Annotated in this window: 15 protein-coding genes; 12 read left to right on the top strand and 3 right to left on the bottom strand. The window is 55.4% G+C overall.

Annotated elements, in window-relative coordinates; translation table 11 throughout:
* Both FTW19_RS05600 and FTW19_RS05605 read right to left on the bottom strand, forming a co-directional pair.
* Positions 1-639, bottom strand: a complete 639-nt coding sequence (locus FTW19_RS05600; protein ID WP_147646720.1) for a CoA transferase subunit B — start codon at positions 637-639, stop codon at positions 1-3.
* Positions 640-641: 2 nt separating this feature from the next.
* A complete protein-coding gene (locus tag FTW19_RS05605) occupies positions 642-1,340 on the bottom strand; it encodes a CoA transferase subunit A (RefSeq protein ID WP_147646721.1) in 699 nt (232 codons plus the stop codon).
* A gap of 465 nt (positions 1,341-1,805) precedes the next feature.
* On the opposite strand from FTW19_RS05605, the gene FTW19_RS05610 reads away from it, so the two are divergent.
* The 9 genes from FTW19_RS05610 to fahA all read left to right on the top strand — a co-directional run bounded on the left by FTW19_RS05610 (position 1,806) and on the right by fahA (position 12,022).
* Complete coding sequence (locus FTW19_RS05610; protein ID WP_147646722.1) at positions 1,806-2,972, top strand: acyl-CoA dehydrogenase; 1,167 nt, start codon at positions 1,806-1,808, stop codon at positions 2,970-2,972.
* A gap of 32 nt (positions 2,973-3,004) precedes the next feature.
* A complete protein-coding gene (locus FTW19_RS05615) occupies positions 3,005-4,714 on the top strand; it encodes an acyl-CoA carboxylase subunit beta (protein ID WP_147646723.1) in 1,710 nt (569 codons plus the stop codon).
* A gap of 14 nt (positions 4,715-4,728) precedes the next feature.
* A complete protein-coding gene (locus tag FTW19_RS05620; protein ID WP_147646724.1) occupies positions 4,729-5,619 on the top strand; it encodes a hydroxymethylglutaryl-CoA lyase in 891 nt (296 codons plus the stop codon).
* Positions 5,616-6,389, top strand: coding sequence for an enoyl-CoA hydratase/isomerase family protein (locus FTW19_RS05625; protein WP_147646725.1), 774 nt, complete (start codon positions 5,616-5,618; stop codon positions 6,387-6,389). Before FTW19_RS05620 ends, FTW19_RS05625 begins: the two co-directional genes overlap by 4 nt.
* 228 nt (positions 6,390-6,617) lie before the next feature.
* Positions 6,618-7,763: a 4-hydroxyphenylpyruvate dioxygenase gene (hppD, locus tag FTW19_RS05630; RefSeq protein WP_147646726.1), complete on the top strand. Its 1,146-nt coding sequence runs from the start codon at positions 6,618-6,620 to the stop codon at positions 7,761-7,763.
* 13 nt (positions 7,764-7,776) lie between these two features.
* The gene (locus FTW19_RS05635) at positions 7,777-8,529 is read left to right on the top strand and encodes a phenylalanine 4-monooxygenase (protein ID WP_147646727.1); all 753 of its coding nucleotides are present in this window, start codon (positions 7,777-7,779) and stop codon (positions 8,527-8,529) included.
* Between the two features lie 12 nt (positions 8,530-8,541).
* On the top strand, positions 8,542-9,894 hold the full coding sequence (hmgA, locus tag FTW19_RS05640; RefSeq protein ID WP_147646728.1) for a homogentisate 1,2-dioxygenase: 1,353 nt from the start codon (positions 8,542-8,544) through the stop codon (positions 9,892-9,894).
* Entirely contained in the window at positions 9,891-10,745 is an 855-nt protein-coding gene (locus tag FTW19_RS05645; protein WP_147646729.1) for a hypothetical protein, read from the top strand. The genes hmgA and FTW19_RS05645 overlap by 4 nt, the downstream gene beginning before the upstream one ends.
* Positions 10,736-12,022 carry a fumarylacetoacetase gene (gene fahA / locus FTW19_RS05650; protein ID WP_147646730.1) on the top strand — a complete coding sequence of 429 codons (1,287 nt, stop codon included), beginning with the start codon at positions 10,736-10,738 and terminating at the stop codon, positions 12,020-12,022. Before FTW19_RS05645 ends, fahA begins: the two co-directional genes overlap by 10 nt.
* Positions 12,023-12,055: 33 nt before the next feature.
* On the opposite strand, the gene FTW19_RS26395 is transcribed toward fahA, so the two are convergent.
* The gene (locus tag FTW19_RS26395; protein ID WP_187143300.1) at positions 12,056-12,583 is read right to left on the bottom strand and encodes a DUF1697 domain-containing protein; all 528 of its coding nucleotides are present in this window, start codon (positions 12,581-12,583) and stop codon (positions 12,056-12,058) included.
* A gap of 322 nt (positions 12,584-12,905) precedes the next feature.
* Here FTW19_RS26395 and FTW19_RS05660 point away from each other — a divergent pair, with 322 nt between their 5' ends.
* From FTW19_RS05660 to FTW19_RS05670, 3 genes are all read left to right on the top strand, one after another.
* Positions 12,906-13,214: an antibiotic biosynthesis monooxygenase family protein gene (locus tag FTW19_RS05660; protein WP_147646731.1), complete on the top strand. Its 309-nt coding sequence runs from the start codon at positions 12,906-12,908 to the stop codon at positions 13,212-13,214.
* Positions 13,215-13,602: 388 nt separating this feature from the next.
* Positions 13,603-15,777 (top strand): PAS domain S-box protein, encoded by a 2,175-nt coding sequence (locus FTW19_RS05665; RefSeq protein ID WP_147646732.1) that lies wholly within the window; start codon positions 13,603-13,605, stop codon positions 15,775-15,777.
* Positions 15,749-16,402 carry a response regulator gene (locus FTW19_RS05670; RefSeq protein ID WP_187143302.1) on the top strand — a complete coding sequence of 218 codons (654 nt, stop codon included), beginning with the start codon at positions 15,749-15,751 and terminating at the stop codon, positions 16,400-16,402. The genes FTW19_RS05665 and FTW19_RS05670 overlap by 29 nt, the downstream gene beginning before the upstream one ends.
* Positions 16,403-16,507 lie beyond the last annotated feature (105 nt).

Consider the following 16,507-nt stretch of genomic DNA (forward strand, 5'->3'; position numbering starts at 1 on the left):
TCAGTGAAGTTCAAAGTGCACAGAGACACCGGAGCGCCTGGCAACCTCTTCAGAGGTTACTCCTTCGGCTAATTCAATGACCACAACCCCATTCTCCGTAATATCCATGACGCATAAATCGGTGATGACACGGTTTACTACTCCTGCGCCGGTCAATGGAAGCGTGCATTGGGGAAGCAGCTTTGGCGAACCATCCTGGGCGTTGTGTTCCATCATGATCACCACCTGCCGCACGCCGGAGACGATGTCCATGGCCCCTCCCATGCCTTTGACGCGTTTACCGGGAATCATCCAGTTCGCCAGATCACCCTTTTCAGAGACCTGCATGGCTCCAAGGATGGCGAGATCGACGTGGCCTCCGCGGATCATGGCAAATGAGTCAGCGCTGGAAAAGATCGATGCTCCAGGCAGCAGAGTGACGGTTTCTTTGCCGGCGTTGATCAGGTCCGGATCGACATCGCTTTCCAGGGGAAAAGGTCCCATGCCGAGAAGGCCATTTTCCGACTGCAGAATTACGGTCATACCTGCAGGAATGAAGTTGGCAACCAGAGTCGGCATGCCGATGCCGAGGTTAACGTAATATCCATCCTTCAATTCAGCCGCTGCACGCTGAGCCATCTGGTGACGTGTCCATGGCATGGTCAGATCGTCCTCGTTGTCTTGCGTTCGATTCGTTTTTCGGGAGAAGGATTGTGGACGACTCGCTGTACGAAGATGCCGGGAGTATGTATCTCGTCGGGGTCGAGCTCTCCCGGAGCGACGATGATCTCGGCCTCGGCGACGGTGATCTTTCCGCAGGTTGCGGCCAAAGGATTGAAGTTGCGTGCTGTGCGTCGAAAGACCAGGTTTCCGTGCAGGTCGGCTTTCCATGCCTTTACCAGGGCTAGGTCGGCCCGGAGACCGCGTTCGAGGATGTAGGTCGCCCCATCGAACTCTTTGTGTTCCTTGCCTTCGGCGACGATGGTTCCGACTCCGGTGCGCGTATAGAAGCCGGGGATTCCCGCACCTCCGGCGCGCATGCGTTCTGCCAGCGTGCCTTGAGGCACGAACTCGACCTCGAGTTCTCCCTGGAGAAACTGCCGTTCGAATTCGGCATTCTCACCGACATAGCTGGAGATCATCTTTCGGATCTGACGACTTTCGAGCAGCAGGCCCAGTCCCCAACCGTCCACTCCCGCGTTATTGCTGGCTACGGTAAGATCCCGGGCTCCAGAATCGCGCAGAGCCAGAATCAATGCTTCCGGGATGCCGCATAATCCGAATCCACCGATGGCCAGGAGCATGCCATCTTTTACGATTCCCTCGAGTACCGCCGCTGCACTTGGCCAGAGTTTGTCCATTATCCCGTGCCTGTTGCGAGCCGTCCGCTATCGAACGGCCGTTACGGCGATTCGATAGCGGCGAACGCTCGTTCTCCACAACATCGAAGGACGATAGCACCTTTGCGCGGGAAAGAAAAATCAAATGCTCCCTTCTCTAATAGGATTGTCTTTCTCTTCTGGCGGTGCCATACTCCGTGTCGAAGATGGATACGCTGATTGGCGATTCGCGATGGAAGTCGCCCGCACGTGGAGCAACGGTGAAGGCGCAAAGACTGAGCAGCAAAAACGTTGCGATCCGGTTAGCTCCACTGCGATATCACGGGCTGAAGAAGGATTCGGGGTCATCCATCGGCCTTTGCAGCGATCGTTCCCCTCTCACAACCCCTTTGGAAGCCCTTACAGACTTCCCCAACTTTATTTCAGCCTGCGGTTTCGCAGGCCCAAACCGCAACATGGGCAGATGGCTGCTCATGGGAGCGATCTATGACGGGAAAAACTGGAACAGGAAGAACTGGCTTTGAACTGACGGAAGAACAAGAAGAATTGCAGCGAGTGATTCGCCGCTTTGCGCAGACTGAGATTGCTCCACACGTCCGCGAGTGGGATGAAAAGTGTACCTTTCCCAGCGAGGTTGTACGGCAGTTAGGCCAGATGGGTCTGCTGGGTGTTCTCTTTCCTCCGGAACTGGGCGGGAGCGGGATGGGCTATGTGGAGTACGTGCTGGCCATCGAGGAGCTGTCCAGAGTGGATGGTTCGGTCGGAATCATCGTGGCGGCGCACAATTCGCTGTCCACGAACCACATCTATCTTGCAGGCAACCCGGAACAACATCGCCGATGGGTAACGCCGCTGGCGTCTGGCGAATGGCTTGGATGCTGGGGGCTCACTGAGCCTGGCTCCGGCTCCGATGCCCTTGGCGCTCGCACCACGGCGGTACGTTCTGATCGCGGTTGGGTACTGAACGGCAGCAAGACCTTTATTACGAATGGAAGCCATGCGGATTGTGCTGTTGTGATTGCTGTGACCGACCGGACAAAGGGAAGCCACGGTATGACAGCCTTCGTCGTGGAGAAAGGCACACCCGGTTTTCGTCCCGGCAAGAAAGAAGACAAGCTGGGACTGCGCGCTTCCGATACTTCGGAGTTGATCTTCGAAGACTGTCTGATTCCCGATGAAAATCGGCTGGGCCAGGAGGGCGAAGGTTTCATTGATGCTATGAGGGTTCTTGATGGTGGGCGTATTTCCATTGCCGCCCTGGCACTCGGAATTGGCCGGGGTGCGTATGATGCCGCGCTGAAATATGCCAAGGAGCGGCACCAGTTTGGCAAGTCAATAAGCCAGTTTCAGGCGATCCAGTTCAAGCTGGCTGATATGGCGACGAATCTAGAGGCCGCAAAGCTGTTAACGCTTAATGCGGCGCGCCTGAAAAATGCCGGGCACAAGACGACTTTGGAGTCCTCGATGGCGAAACTCTTTGCAGGTGAGGCTGCTGTACGTATCTGCGATGAATGCGTGCAGATTCATGGCGGCTATGGTTTCATCAAGGACTATCCGGCAGAGAAGTTCTATCGGGACGTAAAATTGTGCACAATCGGCGAGGGTACCAGCGAGATTCAGCGCATGGTGATTGCACGCGAGATCTTGAAGTAGAAGTTCGTATTCCGACGAATACCGGGGAGTCGATGTCAGAGGCCGCCAGCAAGAACACGTTGCCGACAAAACTGGATGGCACTGCTCCGCGCGTCCGCAACAACCACCAGGCGCTGCTCACGTTGCTTGCGGCAATGCGCGAAGAACAGGCAACGATTCGCCTGGGCGGCGGAGCCAAAGCCACTGAAGCGCAGCACGCTAAGAAGAGGCTGACAGCTCGCGAGCGCCTGGAGCTGCTGCTCGATCCCGGCACTCCATTTCTGGAGCTTGGTCTTTATGCAGCCCATGGCATGTACGAGGAGTGGGGCGGGGCTCCGGCAGCGGGAGTTGTCACCGGCTTAGGACGGGTTTGCGGAAGGCTGGTCATGCTGGTTGCCAATGATGCAACCGTGAAGGCCGGCGCCTTCTTTCCGCTGACCGCGAAGAAAGTGATTCGTGCGCAGACGATTGCTCTCGATAACCGCATTCCTACGCTCTATCTCGTCGATTCCTCCGGAGTCTTCCTGCCGTTGCAGGAGGATGTCTTTCCCGATCAGGATGACTTCGGCCGCGTCTTCCGCAACAACGCTGTGATGTCAGCACGAAACATTCCCCAGATCACCGCAATTATGGGCATGTGCGTGGCGGGCGGAGCCTATCTTCCCGTCATGACCGATACCGTACTGATGACCGAAGGCAGCGGACTTTTTCTTGCTGGTCCCGCTCTTGTCCAAGCGGCCATCGGGCAAAAGGTTGGCGCCGAGGAGTTAGGTGGGGCGACCATGCACGCGGAGATCTCCGGGAGCGTCGACTTCAAGGAGCCCGATGATGCCGCTTGCCTTACACGGCTGCGTTCTCTCGTTGACAAGCTGGGACATCGAAATCGTGCGCCGTTCGATGCCATTCCCTTCGATCCTGAGAAGGATGCTCCCCTCTATCCTTCGGACGAACTCTATGGATTGATTGATCCTGATCCAGTACGCGCGGCCACGAATACCTATGACGTGCATGAGGTAATTGCGCGCATTGTCGATCGCTCTGCGTTCGATGAATATCGCGCTAACTACGGACGAACTCTGGTTTGCGGCTATGCGCGGATTGGCGGCTATGCCGTAGGGATCGTTGCGAATCAAAAGCAGCACCAGAGTATGGTGATGCCGGGCGGGGAACGTCGCACGGAGTTTGGCGGCGTCATCTATACCGAGAGTGCAGAGAAGGCCGCCAGATTTATTCTCGACTGCAACCAGAGCCTGATCCCTCTGGTCTTCCTCCATGATGTCAACGGGTTCATGGTCGGCCGCGACGCCGAACAGAACGGCATCATCCGCGCGGGAGCAAAGATGGTCACCGCGGTTTCGAATTCAGTCGTGCCCAAGATCTCTGTGATCCTTGGCGGCAGCTTCGGAGCAGGGCACTATGCGATGTGCGGCAAAGCCTATGATCCGCGTTTTATCTTTGCCTGGCCAACGGCGCGTTATGCCGTGATGAGTGGGGCGTCTGCCGCGAATACGCTGGTAGAAGTGCGCGTCAAGCAGCTCGAGCGCAAGGGCCATGCGATCTCAGATGAGGAGCGAAAGCAGATCTTTGATGAGATCAAGAGCACCTACGATGCGCAAGCCGATCCGCGCTATGGCGCCGCTCGCTTATGGATTGATGCGATCATTGATCCCGCGGAGACGCGTACAGTATTGATCAGCACGCTTGAGGCCGTCAGCCTCAACCCTGACGTTGAGAAGTTCAATCCAGGCGTGATTCAAACGTAGCGTTTGCAAAAGAGATGATGAATACGGTCAAGTTGATTGAGTGTCCACGCGACGCCTGGCAAGGGCTCTCCAGGATTATTCCTGCCGAGGTCAAAGCCGATTACCTTCGCATGCTGATCGCTGCCGGATTTCGCCATATCGATGCAGCCAGCTTTGTCTCTCCGAAAGCCGTTCCACAGATGGCTGACTCTGAGAAGGTGCTTGCCTTCGTTGATCCGCCAGGGGATGTTGAGATCATCGGGATAGTGGTCAACGCAAAAGGAGCGGAGCGGGCAGTTAAGACGGAAGTGGTAACGACGCTCGGTTTCCCCTACTCCATTTCGCCGGAGTTTTTACATAGAAACCAAAATCAGACTGCGGAGCAGGCGTTGGATGAACTTGAGGCTGTAGGCGAGATGGCTTATAAAGCAGGCTTGAATGTAGCGGCGTATGTATCGATGGGTTTTGGCAATCCATACGGCGACCCGTGGAGCATCAACGAAGTTACCGCCGCTTGTGAACTGCTCGTTGAGAGCGGTGTCAGGCAGATCTCCATCGCCGATACGGTCGGCCTGGCTACCGCGGAACAGATCGGCGAAGTCTTTTCGGCAGCACGTGAGTCAGTGGACAGCGAAATTGAAGTCGGACTCCACCTGCATTCGAAGCCAGGAGATGCGGCACCAAAGGTTCGCGCGGCTTATCTCGCGGGCTGCCGCCGCTTCGACACCGCCATTGCCGGGCTCGGCGGATGTCCCTTTGCACAGGATGACCTGGTCGGAAATATGCCAACCGAGGCGGTTATGGCTGAGCTTGCCGGCATGGGAGTCCCCCCGCCGGAGATTTCTCCGCTAGAGACATTGATCGCGCTGAATCGAGAGTTTTCCAGGCGCTATGGGCAAGTGGAAACACAGAGGACGGCTCCGTGAATACGCTGCTGACAGATCTGGAAGAAGGCATTCTGACGATCACACTGAACCGTCCGGAGCGGCGCAATGCATTGACTCCTGAGATGCAGGAGGAGCTGATCGCAGCATTTGAAGCTGCGAAAACAGGTGCCGTGAAGGTGGTTATCTTGACCGGTGCCGGTGCGGCTTTCTGTTCCGGGCTGGATCTGGCTGTGCTGGAGTCAATGTTCGAGCAAACAGTCGAAGAGCAGAAGGCGGATGCGCAGCGTACCGCGCAGCTCTTTCGTACGCTGTATGCCCTTCCGATACCAGCTATTGCGGCGGTGAATGGTCACGCCATCGCCGGCGGGACAGGGTTGGCGACTCTCTGCGACTTCACCTTTGCCGTCCCAGGGGCAAAGTTCGGATACACGGAAGTGAAGATCGGTTTCATCCCGGCGCTGGTCTCCGTCTTTCTCGGTCTGCAACTCGGCGATAAACAGGCAAGAAACCTTTTGCTGACGGGGCAGCTTTTTGACGCTCAGCAAGCGCACGAACTGGGGCTGGTAAACGAGATTGTCGCGAGCGAGATGTTGTTGGAGCGGGTGCACCTCTTCGCGCAGGAGCTCCTCCAGAACAGCCCATCTGCAATGCGGAAGACAAAAGAGCTGCTGATCGCTCAGACCGCTTCGGAACTGGACGCGAGAATTGAACGGGCCGTGGCTGCCAGTCTCCACACCAGGCAACACCCTGACTTCCAGGAGGGCGTAACCGCATTCCTGAGCAAACGAAAGCCCCGCTGGCAAGACTAGGCAAATAGGGGTTCCGCCGAACTTAGTTCGGTGGGGTGGTAAGGCGATGGGTGGGACGCGGTAGTGGGACTTTGGCATCATCGCAAATGCTTGAAAATAAAGCAGAAGAGACCCGTTGCATTAAATTCTGACGGTTTCTCTCGAATCGGTATTCCAAAAGCACAAGAGGAAGCCTATGCTGTTCCGTTGCCGGAAGGCGACGCTGCCTTGCGGCAGAGACGGAGCTCTATGTCAGCTACGAAGAGCATTCTTTCCCAACCGGCCGAGGCGGCTCCCCCAACGAACGTTGATTTTCTTCCACTCAAGGGAATCGATCACCTGGAGTTCTATGTCGGCAATGCCCGGCAGGCTTCGTATTTTTACCGGACAGCTTTTGGCATGTCTCTGGTGGCCTATGCTGGCCCTGAGACCGGGCAACGAGATCGAGCCTCGTATGTTGTTCAGCAGGGCAAGATTCGCTTTGTGCTGACGACGGTCCTTCGTCCAGTTCATGCGATTGCGGAACATGTGCAGCACCACGGAGATGGAGTCCGTTGCGTGGCGCTATGGGTGGATGATGCTCGCCAGTCGTGGCATGAGACAGTCAACCGCGGCGCTGTCAGCGTTGCCGAACCCTATGTCGTATCGGACGATCACGGTCAGGCCGTACTGGCAAGCATTCGCGCCTACGGCGATACCATCCATACCTTTGTTCAGCGTGGAGACTATCAGGGGCCGTTTCTTCCTGGTTTTCGTGCCATAGAGGAAGACCCCGTCGCTCGCCCTGTGGGCCTGTTGCACATTGATCACGTTGTGGGCAACGTCGGCTGGCATGAAATGAATACCTGGGTTGATTTTTACGCCAAGGTGATGGGATTCAGTCTCTATCAAAGCTTTGATGACAAAGATATTTCGACCGAATACTCCGCGCTCATGTCCAAGGTGATGTCCAACGGCAACGGGTATGTGAAGTTTCCTATCAACGAGCCGGCGGAGGGCAAACGCAAGTCCCAGATCGAAGAGTACCTGGACTTCTACGGCGGCCCTGGGGTACAGCATATTGCTTTGGCGACCAAGGACATCCTGCATACGGTCAACAAACTCCATGAGCAGGGCGTGGAGTTTCTGCGCGTTCCGCATACGTATTATTCCGAGCTACAGCAGCGCGTCGGCCGGATTGATGAGCCTGTTGATGAACTCGAACGGCTCGGCATCCTGGTGGATCGCGACGATGAAGGTTACATGCTGCAGATCTTTACCCGTCCTGTGGAAGATCGCCCCACTCTGTTCTTTGAGATCATTCAGCGCAAAGGAAGCCGTAGCTTCGGAAAAGGTAATTTCAAAGCCCTCTTTGAGGCCATCGAAAGGGAACAGCAGGCTCGCGGCAATCTGTAAGAGGAGAACGACCATGACAACTGCAACACTTTCCGCGGCGGCGCCTTACCTCATCAACCAGGACTACTCGTCCTATACCGAGGAGCAGCACAGCATCTGGGCCGAGCTTGTCGGACGTGTTCTTCCCGAACTTGAGAAACACGCGGCACAGGAGTATCTCGACGGCTTCCAGATCATCGGTCTAAAACGCGACCGGCTACCCAATCTTGCAGAGGTGAACGCACGATTGGGACCAAGAACCGGATGGAACTCCACCGCGGTAAGTGGTTTTCTGCCTTCGCAGGCATTCTTTGAGATGCTGGCTGCGCGCAAATTCCCAACGACGGTTTGGCTGCGCAGCCGGGAATCGATGGAATATACGCCTGAGCCGGATATCTTTCACGATGTCGTCGGTCATGTGCCGATGCATGCGCATCCGGTTTTTGCAGACTTCCTGGAGCACTATGGCCGTGTCTGTGTTGCTACTCCGGAGGAGCCAATTCGTGAAAAGCTTTCTCGCCTCTTCTGGTATACGGTCGAGTTCGGATTGATTCGCCAGCAAGGGGAGATCAAAGTGTATGGCAGCGGCCTCATCAGCTCGCATGGAGAATGTCTGAATGTCATGGGCGGCCACTGCGCCATCAAGGAATTCTCGCTGGCTGAAGTGGTAAATACGCCGGTCAAGATCGACGAGCTTCATAAGTTGCTCTTCGTCGTAAACAGCTTCGATCAGCTCTACGAAATTATGCACGAGGCAGAGCGGCTCGCCACGAGCGGTCGCCTGTAGAGAGGGTTATCCATGACGGTTGGCGTCCTGTATCAGTCCGGCTTCGGCAATGAATTTGTGTCGGAGGCTGTCCCCGGAGCGTTGCCTCTTGGCCAGAATGCTCCGCAGAAACATCCTTTAGGTCTCTATACTGAGCAGCTCAGCGGAACGCCTTTTACCGCGCCGCGATCTCAGAATCGCCGTACTTGGACCTATCGCATACGTCCATCGGTGACTCACCAGCCATACGAAGAGATTCCCTCACGCCTTATCCGGAGTGGCCCGTTTACTGAGATCCCGACCCCACCCAATCAGTTGCGGTGGGACCCGTTGCCAATCCCCGAGGAGCCCACAGATTTTGTGGACGGCATCGTTACGTTAGGCGGGAATGGCGATCCTGCCATGCAGACCGGAGTCGCGATTCATCTCTATGCCGCGAACCGATCCATGAACGATAGATTCTTCTACAGTGCCGATGGAGAGTCCCTCGTCGTTCCCCAGCTAGGCACACTGCGTCTCCACACCGAATTGGGCATTTTAGAAACGGCGCCTGGTGAGATCTGCGTGATCCCTCGCGGAATCAAATTCCGTGTTGAATTGATCGATGGGCAGGCACGAGGGTATCTCTGTGAGAACTACGGCCAGACCTTTCGTCTGCCGGACCTGGGGCCCATCGGAGCGAATGGATTAGCAAACGCGCGAGATTTCCAGGCGCCGACAGCGGCCTTTGAAAACCTCGATGGAGAATTTCATATCACAGCGAAATTCCTCGGCCGGCTCTGGACCGCACAGATCGACCACTCGCCCTTAGATGTCGTTGCCTGGCACGGTAACTATGCGCCGTACAAATATGATCTTGCGCGCTTCAATTGCATCAACACGGTTTCGTTTGACCATCCCGATCCTTCGATCTATACCGTCTTGAGTTCTCCGTCAGCGATACCTGGTACCGCAAACTGTGACTTCGCGATCTTCCCCCCGCGCTGGCTTGTGGCTGAACACAGCTTCCGGCCTCCCTGGTTCCATCGAAACTTTATGAATGAATTTATGGGGTTGATCGTGGGGGCCTATGACGCGAAGGCCGAGGGCTTTCTTCCGGGAGGAGCCAGCTTACACAACTGCATGGCCGGTCATGGACCTGATGCCGAAACCTTCGAACGGGCTAGTTCCGCTGAACTGAAACCACAGTATCTCGACAACACTCTGGCCTTTATGTTCGAGACGCAACTGGTCGTGCGGCCTACTGAGTTCGCAATGCATACTCGCATCCTTCAGCATGAATATTTCGAATGCTGGCAGGGGCTCAGAAAGCATTTTCAGGCTGAAGTCTCGCCGAATGGAAGGCCTAAGCCCTCCGGCGAGAAGCTGAAATTCACGACCCGATGACCGCGACCGATAGCCTCCTCTCGGGCCTGATCGATTACGCAGGCCTGTATCCACCTGCCGGTCTCGACATGAAGTCGGCTGTCAGCAGCTACCTTGCCTACAAACGCAATCGACATTCGGAGTTATTGGGCCGTTTTATTGTTGATAGGAAGCGCCTCTCCGAGCTTCGCGAAGTTGCGGGTGATGCCATTGCCGATATGCCTTTGAGTGTCATTGCATCTTCTGTCGCGGAGGTGAGCAACATCGCACAACTCCACAAGGGTGGGTTTCGCGTCGAATCTATTGAAGTGAAGCCTGACGGGCTGGATGAAATAGGCCTCAAGACCGCATGGAGGCCGCCAGAGAGTACCGTTTACTTCGAGGTACCGATGATGCCTCTCGACGTAGAGGTGCTGACGTCCATACGTATGGTGGGTGCCCGCGTCAAAATACGGACGGGTGGCATAACTGCCGCGGCATTTCCTTCCTCGGAGGCAATCGCCGCAATGTTGACTGCAATGGCCGGCAGGGACCTGGAATTCAAGGCTACAGCGGGCCTTCATCACCCAATCCGTGGATGCCACCCATTTACCTATGAACCCGATAGCGAAACGGGAATCATGCATGGTTTTCTTAACCTGTTTCTCGCGGCTACAGATATTTACTTCGGAGGAACGGAAGACAGAGCACAACAAATACTTGATGAGCAAGACCCGGAAGCTTTCCGCGTGACTGCGGATACGATTGGATGGCGGTCGTTTCAGTGGAGCGCGGAGAAACTCCGCACCGTTCGAGGAGAGTTTGCCATAAGCTTTGGTTCCTGCTCCTTCGTGGAACCAATTCAGGACCTGGAGAGATTGGGATGGCTATAGCAAGCAGGAGCTGGATATCGTCGGCCAATGATCCTGAGTCGGATTTCCCCATCCAGAACTTGCCCTACGGTGTGTTTCTTTATCGCGAGACGGCTCACATCGGTGTTGCTATTGGAGATCAGATCCTTGATCTTTATGCCTGCGCCGATCAAGGTTTCCTTTCCATTCTCTCAAAGGAAGTAGCCGCTGCTTGTAAGGCTCGTACCTTGAATCCATTGATGTCTCTCGGGCCGGAGGCTTGGTCTGCTTTGAGGCGACAACTCATGACACTGCTCGATGAGGGTTATGAGAAGAAGAGCGATGTCGAACCGCTACTCCTTTCGAGGAAGGATGCGGTCATGAGACCGCCGGCGGATATCGGAGACTATACGGATTTCTATGCATCGATTTATCACGCAACCCGCGTCGGACGTCTCTTCCGTCCGGACAATCCATTACTGCCGAACTACAAGTATGTTCCCATCGGCTATCACGGCCGCGTATCTTCCATCGTGATCAGCGGTGCGGATATTCGCCGTCCGTGTGGGCAGATAAAGCCTCCTGCGGCCGAAGCCCCGGTCTTTGGACCGTCGAAGTCCCTCGATTACGAACTGGAAGTCGGCATCCTGGTGGGTACCGGGAATCCACTGGGGCACAGTATCCCGATCGATAAGGCCGAAGAGCACATCTTTGGTTTATGCCTTGTCAACGATTGGTCGGCGCGCGATATACAGTCCTGGGAGTATCAGCCCCTAGGCCCATTTCTCGCCAAGAACTTTGCGACGACGATCTCTCCCTGGATTGTGCCTCTCGAAGCTCTCTCCCCATATCGCGTTCCTTCCTTCGAGCGTCCGGCAAATGATCCAGCTCCGCTACCCTATCTCGCTTCATCCTCTCGCGACAGAGACGGCATCGATCTGACGCTGGAGGTCTATCTCCAATCCGAAGCAATGCGGCAGCAACAGATGCAGGCCATGATGCTCAGTCGCGGTAACCTGCGTGACCTTTACTGGACCATCGGTCAACTCGTGACGCATCACACCTGCAACGGCTGCAACCTACGTCCGGGTGATCTGCTTGCCACAGGAACGATCTCCGGGCCGGAGGCAGGTTCCGAAGGATGTCTCCTGGAAAAGCGACATAATCCCGAACCCCTGCGCTTGCCTACCGGAGAAATTCGAACCTTCCTTGAGGATGGCGATGAGATTACCTTCCGTGCCTATACCCAGAAATCAGGGCTGCCAAGAATTGGCTTTGGTGATTGCACAGGCAGGGTAGTCGCTCTTGAAGCTTGTTAGTACGCCACTGCAATCACCAATCATCAATCGCGGTCAGGCTTTCGCCTTTAAGATTCGTATGACTGCCATGATCGTATTCCAACTACGAGTTGCTGCGGTCGCCCCGAACAGTTCGTCAATCTGGCTGAGGTAACCGATTGTCTTCATGCTACGTCGATACTCTCCGAAAACAAATCGTCCCTCGGAGGCCATGATGCGTACGAACCACTCTCCGCTTGCAGGAAGAGCGCATGGAAGAGAGGTCGTGCGGCGGCCCGACTTCGAGAGGACACTCATGAAGCGGACGATATCGCGGGGCGGTGGAGTGATCTCAAAAGGATTTTCGTCCTCCATGCGTATAAGATCAGCGCCGTCGCAGAACATTACCTGCGTGTCGAAAGGAAGCATTCGGAGCAACTCAGCGCGAAGTTTGGTCCGAGATCCCGGTTTTCGAACGACGAATGTGCCTGCAGTACCTACATTCACGACATCATATTGGCGGAGGTTCTCCGCCAATATGCTTGGGCGAAATGTTCTATGGCCGCCGACATTAACGCCCCGAAGAAAGATAACGAGAGCCACGGCGGAATTATAGAAAAAGATGGATAGCGACTCGCTGCGATAACGTGGCTGACATGAGCCATGACGACATATCGAACTCTCCGTTTCTGTGTTTGGCTCTTTTGCTGATTCCTTTGTCTCTTGCCATGTACGGAACTTTTACTGGGACAGCGGTTCTCAAGTGGGGTAAGGTCCATCGCTCGGAGAGTCCATTCCGATACTGGTTATGGCTCGCATTTGAATATGCACTTTTTGCGGTTCTCTTCGGCTTATTCATTGTGGGTTAGCCAGGTACATTGATGCCGATGCAAACTATGAATGAAACACAAAATGGAGGCTGATCATGATCGCGCGTCATTGGCGGGGATGGACAACAGCTAAAAAGGCAGACGCTTATGAGAGCCATCTAAAAGGAAAGATTCTTCCTGCGCTCAGCGAAATTCCTGGTTACAAAGGCGGGTATGTCCTTCGTAGAGAGACGACTGACGAAGTCGAATTTGTTGTCATCAACCTGTTTGACTCTCTCGAAGCTGTCCAGATTTTTGCCGGGCCCGACTATACTGCCGCCAAATTTGAGCCAGAGGCAAGGCAGCTGTTGTCCAGAGTGGAGTCGGTCGCTCTTCACTATGAGATATGCGCGAGCACGGTCTGAGGACGCTCGTTTTCCCAAAGCTGTTCAACCTTAGAATGATCGAGCAATTCAAGAACTCGATGGGCAGCAGGCGTGACCGTTCCGCAGCATAGGCCGGAGGTGGGGATCTCGAGTTCGGGCGGGTGCTGAGTCTGTGTCAGGACAGCAACGGCGCATAGCCCAAATGTGAGAGCGATTGTCCTGGGTATTTCTAAGGTACCTACCTAAAGTAACCCGGTCATGAGCCGCTGTCTTCGCGAATCCAGAGACGGAAGGGACGGGTTAGCTGCGGCGGGAGGTGGGTATTCCACGTGCATGTTGACCAAAGACCTGCCTTCCGCGCAGAATTGTCATCTTCGCGGGCCCGGTAAGATCTGGAAAAGGTCTACGTGTCTGCAATCGAGACCGTATGCCGATCCAGAACCAACGAGCCGTTCACGCTCAGGCGTTTAGCCGTTTGGCGCTCTTGTTGGCGATTCCGATTGCCATCGGACTCGTGATGTGGCTCGTTGCCCGATTTGCGGATCGTCGGGCCCAGTTGGTCGAACACACACTCCAGGTAGAGGTCTCGCTTGAGAGACTGACTTCTGCAATTGATACGGCGGAAGAAAGCGGGCGTGGATACCTGCTCACAGGCGAAGACAAATTCCTCGAAGACTACAACGTGGATCTGGATGACCTGCGGAAAGAGATCTCTACCATTGCTGATCTCACCGCCGATAACCCCGCGCAACAGAAGAACGTTTTGAAGCTTCGGGAGGAACTCGAAGCGCGGATTTCGATCTACCAATCCTCAATTGACGAATATTTGAAGCGCAGAAGCGATCCCGCATCCATGAAATCTCAGATCGATCAGCAGCGTGAACTGTTGGCGACGAGCAAAGGCGTGATCCGGGAGATGGAGCGTGAGGAACAGCGCCTGCTTAGCTCTCGGGAAAGTGCGCTCACAAAGGCGCGCTCCGACTTTCTCGGCATCCTGGTGATCGGGTATGCGGTCATTGTGTTGATCGTCACTTCGTTGTACTTCAGCGTCAGGCGGCATAGTCTGCAATCGGCTGTAGCCGCGGCGCGGCTCTCCCGGCTCAATGCTGAACTTGACGACCGGGTGCGTGAGCGGACCGCTCTTCTGAAAACGCGTGAGGATCTGCTCAATACCTTCGTGCGCTATGTTCCCGCAGCGGTTGCAATGCTCGATCGAGATATGCGGTATGTGCAAGTCAGCGATCGATGGGCCTTGGAGTACCGGATGGACCGCTCACAATTCGAGGGAAACTCACACTACGACTTATTTCCGGATATTCCCGATCGCTGGAAAGAGGTCCATCGCCGCTGCCTCGCTGGAGAGACCATGCGTTCGGAAGAAGATCGATGGGTTCACCAGGATGGCCAGGTCAGTTGGTTGCGTTGGGAGATCAGGCCCTGGGGAGGTCAGGATCATAAGCCTGCTGGAATCCTGATCTTTACAGAAGACATCACCGCGCGCAAAGAGCTCGAGGAGTCCCTGCGCGAGAGCGAAGAAACCGTCCGAACGCTGCTGGATACCGCGGCACAGGCAATCATTGCCATTGATAGCGACGGTACGATCGTGCTTGCCAATCGGCAGGCCGGCAAGATGTTTGGCTATGGTCAAGGCGAGCTGATCGGCAGGCAGCTTGAAACCCTGGTCCCCGTGAGGCTCCGCCATCTGCATCAATCACGTCGGCAGGACTTTAATATGTATCCCGCGAGCCGTGTTATGGGATCAGATCTGGACCTCCTGGGATTACGCAAAGATGGCGCGGAGTTTCCAATCGAGGTGAGTCTCAGCGGTGTCCACACCAAGCGAGGGTTGCTCGCAGTAAGCTTCGTCTCCGATATCACTGCACGCAAGACCGCTGAATCTGCGTTGCGTGAGAGCGAGCAGAGACTTCGTGCACTGGCGGCACGCCTCCTCTCTGCGCAGGAAGAAGACCGTCGAAACCTGGCACGAGAACTCCACGATGACATTACCCAGCAGCTGGCACTTCTCTCCATCGAACTAGGGCGGCTGGGAACTGAGTTTCCTGAGGAAGCGCTACATCGCAAACGGATCGAAGCGCTGCAGCAGCAGGCTTCGCGCGTTTCGTCCGAAGTGCGCCGGATCTCACACGGGCTTCATCCTTCCGTCATTACCGATTTCGGCCTCAGCATTGCGCTCGAGGAGTTTTGCGGTGAGTTCGAGAGAGGACACGGAATTACGGTCGTTTTCGATGGTCTGGTGGAAGACTCCTGCCTGACCGATACGGAGGCAGCGTGTCTTTATCGCATCGCGCAGGAGAGTCTCCGTAATGCGCTCATACATGGACAGGCAAAGAAGATCTGGGTTACGTTGCAGGCCGCCGGCGATATGTTTGAGCTCAAGGTGCAGGACAACGGCGTTGGCTTCTCCGTGGAGTCCCGGCGAAGCAGGGCCGGCCTGGGAATCCTGGGCATGACCGAGCGCATTCGCCTGGTCAACGGAACACTCGATATTACTTCCAGGCCGGGGCATGGAACCTCTGTCACGGCCACTGTACCTTTGCACGGAGATTGGCGCCATGAAAGCCAGAATTCTTCTCGCCGATGATCATTCGTTGGTTCTCGATGGCATTCGACGGCTGCTGGAGAACCAGCACCACGTTATCGGTTCCGCAGCTGATGGGCAGAGTCTCGTTCGAGAGGCTCTGCGGCTTCGGCCGGAGATCGTGATTCTGGATGTGACCATGCCGGTCCTGAACGGTATCGATGCCGCACGGGAGATACGAAAGGTCCTTCCAAAAACCAAGCTGGTTTTTATCAGCATGCACTCCAATCCGGTCTATGTGCGCAAGGCAATCGAAGCAGGCGGAGTGGCGTATGTCTTGAAATCCGGCGCCTCAGAGGAACTTCTCAACGCGATCCAGATTGCTCGAAGCGGAGGTAAGTACTTTTCTCCGGCTTTGGATCAGAGCATTGTTACGGAGGTGACGGAACGCTCGGATCAAGCGTCACAAACTGTTTTAGAGCTTACGGGCAGGCAACGCCAGATCCTTCAGCTCATCGTAGAAGGCAAACAAAATAAAGAGATTGCAGACGCTCTCTATATCTCTGTAAGAACGGTCGAATTCCATCGTGCGCGCCTGATGTCTCGCCTTGGGGCGCGGAGTGTCGCCGATCTGACGCGGTTTGCCGTGCAGGAGGGCATCATTGCTCCGACCGATGGTTTGTCTTAGGGGGAAACAAAATCCCAATTGAAAAACTAGTAGTTGTACGAGATGCCTGCCGATTCGATTTGATGCCATTATTGGTTCACTCTCGTCGGTCTGGTTTGTGCTCCT

Origin of the sequence: Terriglobus albidus (genome assembly GCF_008000815.1) — a bacterium.
GTDB lineage: Bacteria > Acidobacteriota > Terriglobia > Terriglobales > Acidobacteriaceae > Terriglobus > Terriglobus albidus_A.

Bases quoted from the DNA above. Each gene is read 5' to 3' on its own strand.
- FTW19_RS05600 (WP_147646720.1), bottom strand. From the start codon at position 639: ATGCCATGGACACGTCACCAGATGGCTCAGCGTGCAGCGGCTGAATTG.
- FTW19_RS05605 (WP_147646721.1), bottom strand. From the start codon at position 1,340: ATGGACAAACTCTGGCCAAGTGCAGCGGCGGTACTCGAGGGAATCGTA.
- FTW19_RS05610 (WP_147646722.1), top strand. From the start codon at position 1,806: ATGACGGGAAAAACTGGAACAGGAAGAACTGGCTTTGAACTGACGGAA.
- FTW19_RS05615 (WP_147646723.1), top strand. From the start codon at position 3,005: ATGTCAGAGGCCGCCAGCAAGAACACGTTGCCGACAAAACTGGATGGC.
- FTW19_RS05620 (WP_147646724.1), top strand. From the start codon at position 4,729: ATGATGAATACGGTCAAGTTGATTGAGTGTCCACGCGACGCCTGGCAA.
- hppD (WP_147646726.1), top strand. From the start codon at position 6,618: ATGTCAGCTACGAAGAGCATTCTTTCCCAACCGGCCGAGGCGGCTCCC.
- FTW19_RS05635 (WP_147646727.1), top strand. From the start codon at position 7,777: ATGACAACTGCAACACTTTCCGCGGCGGCGCCTTACCTCATCAACCAG.
- hmgA (WP_147646728.1), top strand. From the start codon at position 8,542: ATGACGGTTGGCGTCCTGTATCAGTCCGGCTTCGGCAATGAATTTGTG.
- FTW19_RS05645 (WP_147646729.1), top strand. From the start codon at position 9,891: ATGACCGCGACCGATAGCCTCCTCTCGGGCCTGATCGATTACGCAGGC.
- fahA (WP_147646730.1), top strand. From the start codon at position 10,736: ATGGCTATAGCAAGCAGGAGCTGGATATCGTCGGCCAATGATCCTGAG.
- FTW19_RS05660 (WP_147646731.1), top strand. From the start codon at position 12,906: ATGATCGCGCGTCATTGGCGGGGATGGACAACAGCTAAAAAGGCAGAC.
- FTW19_RS05665 (WP_147646732.1), top strand. From the start codon at position 13,603: ATGCCGATCCAGAACCAACGAGCCGTTCACGCTCAGGCGTTTAGCCGT.
- FTW19_RS05670 (WP_187143302.1), top strand. From the start codon at position 15,749: ATGAAAGCCAGAATTCTTCTCGCCGATGATCATTCGTTGGTTCTCGAT.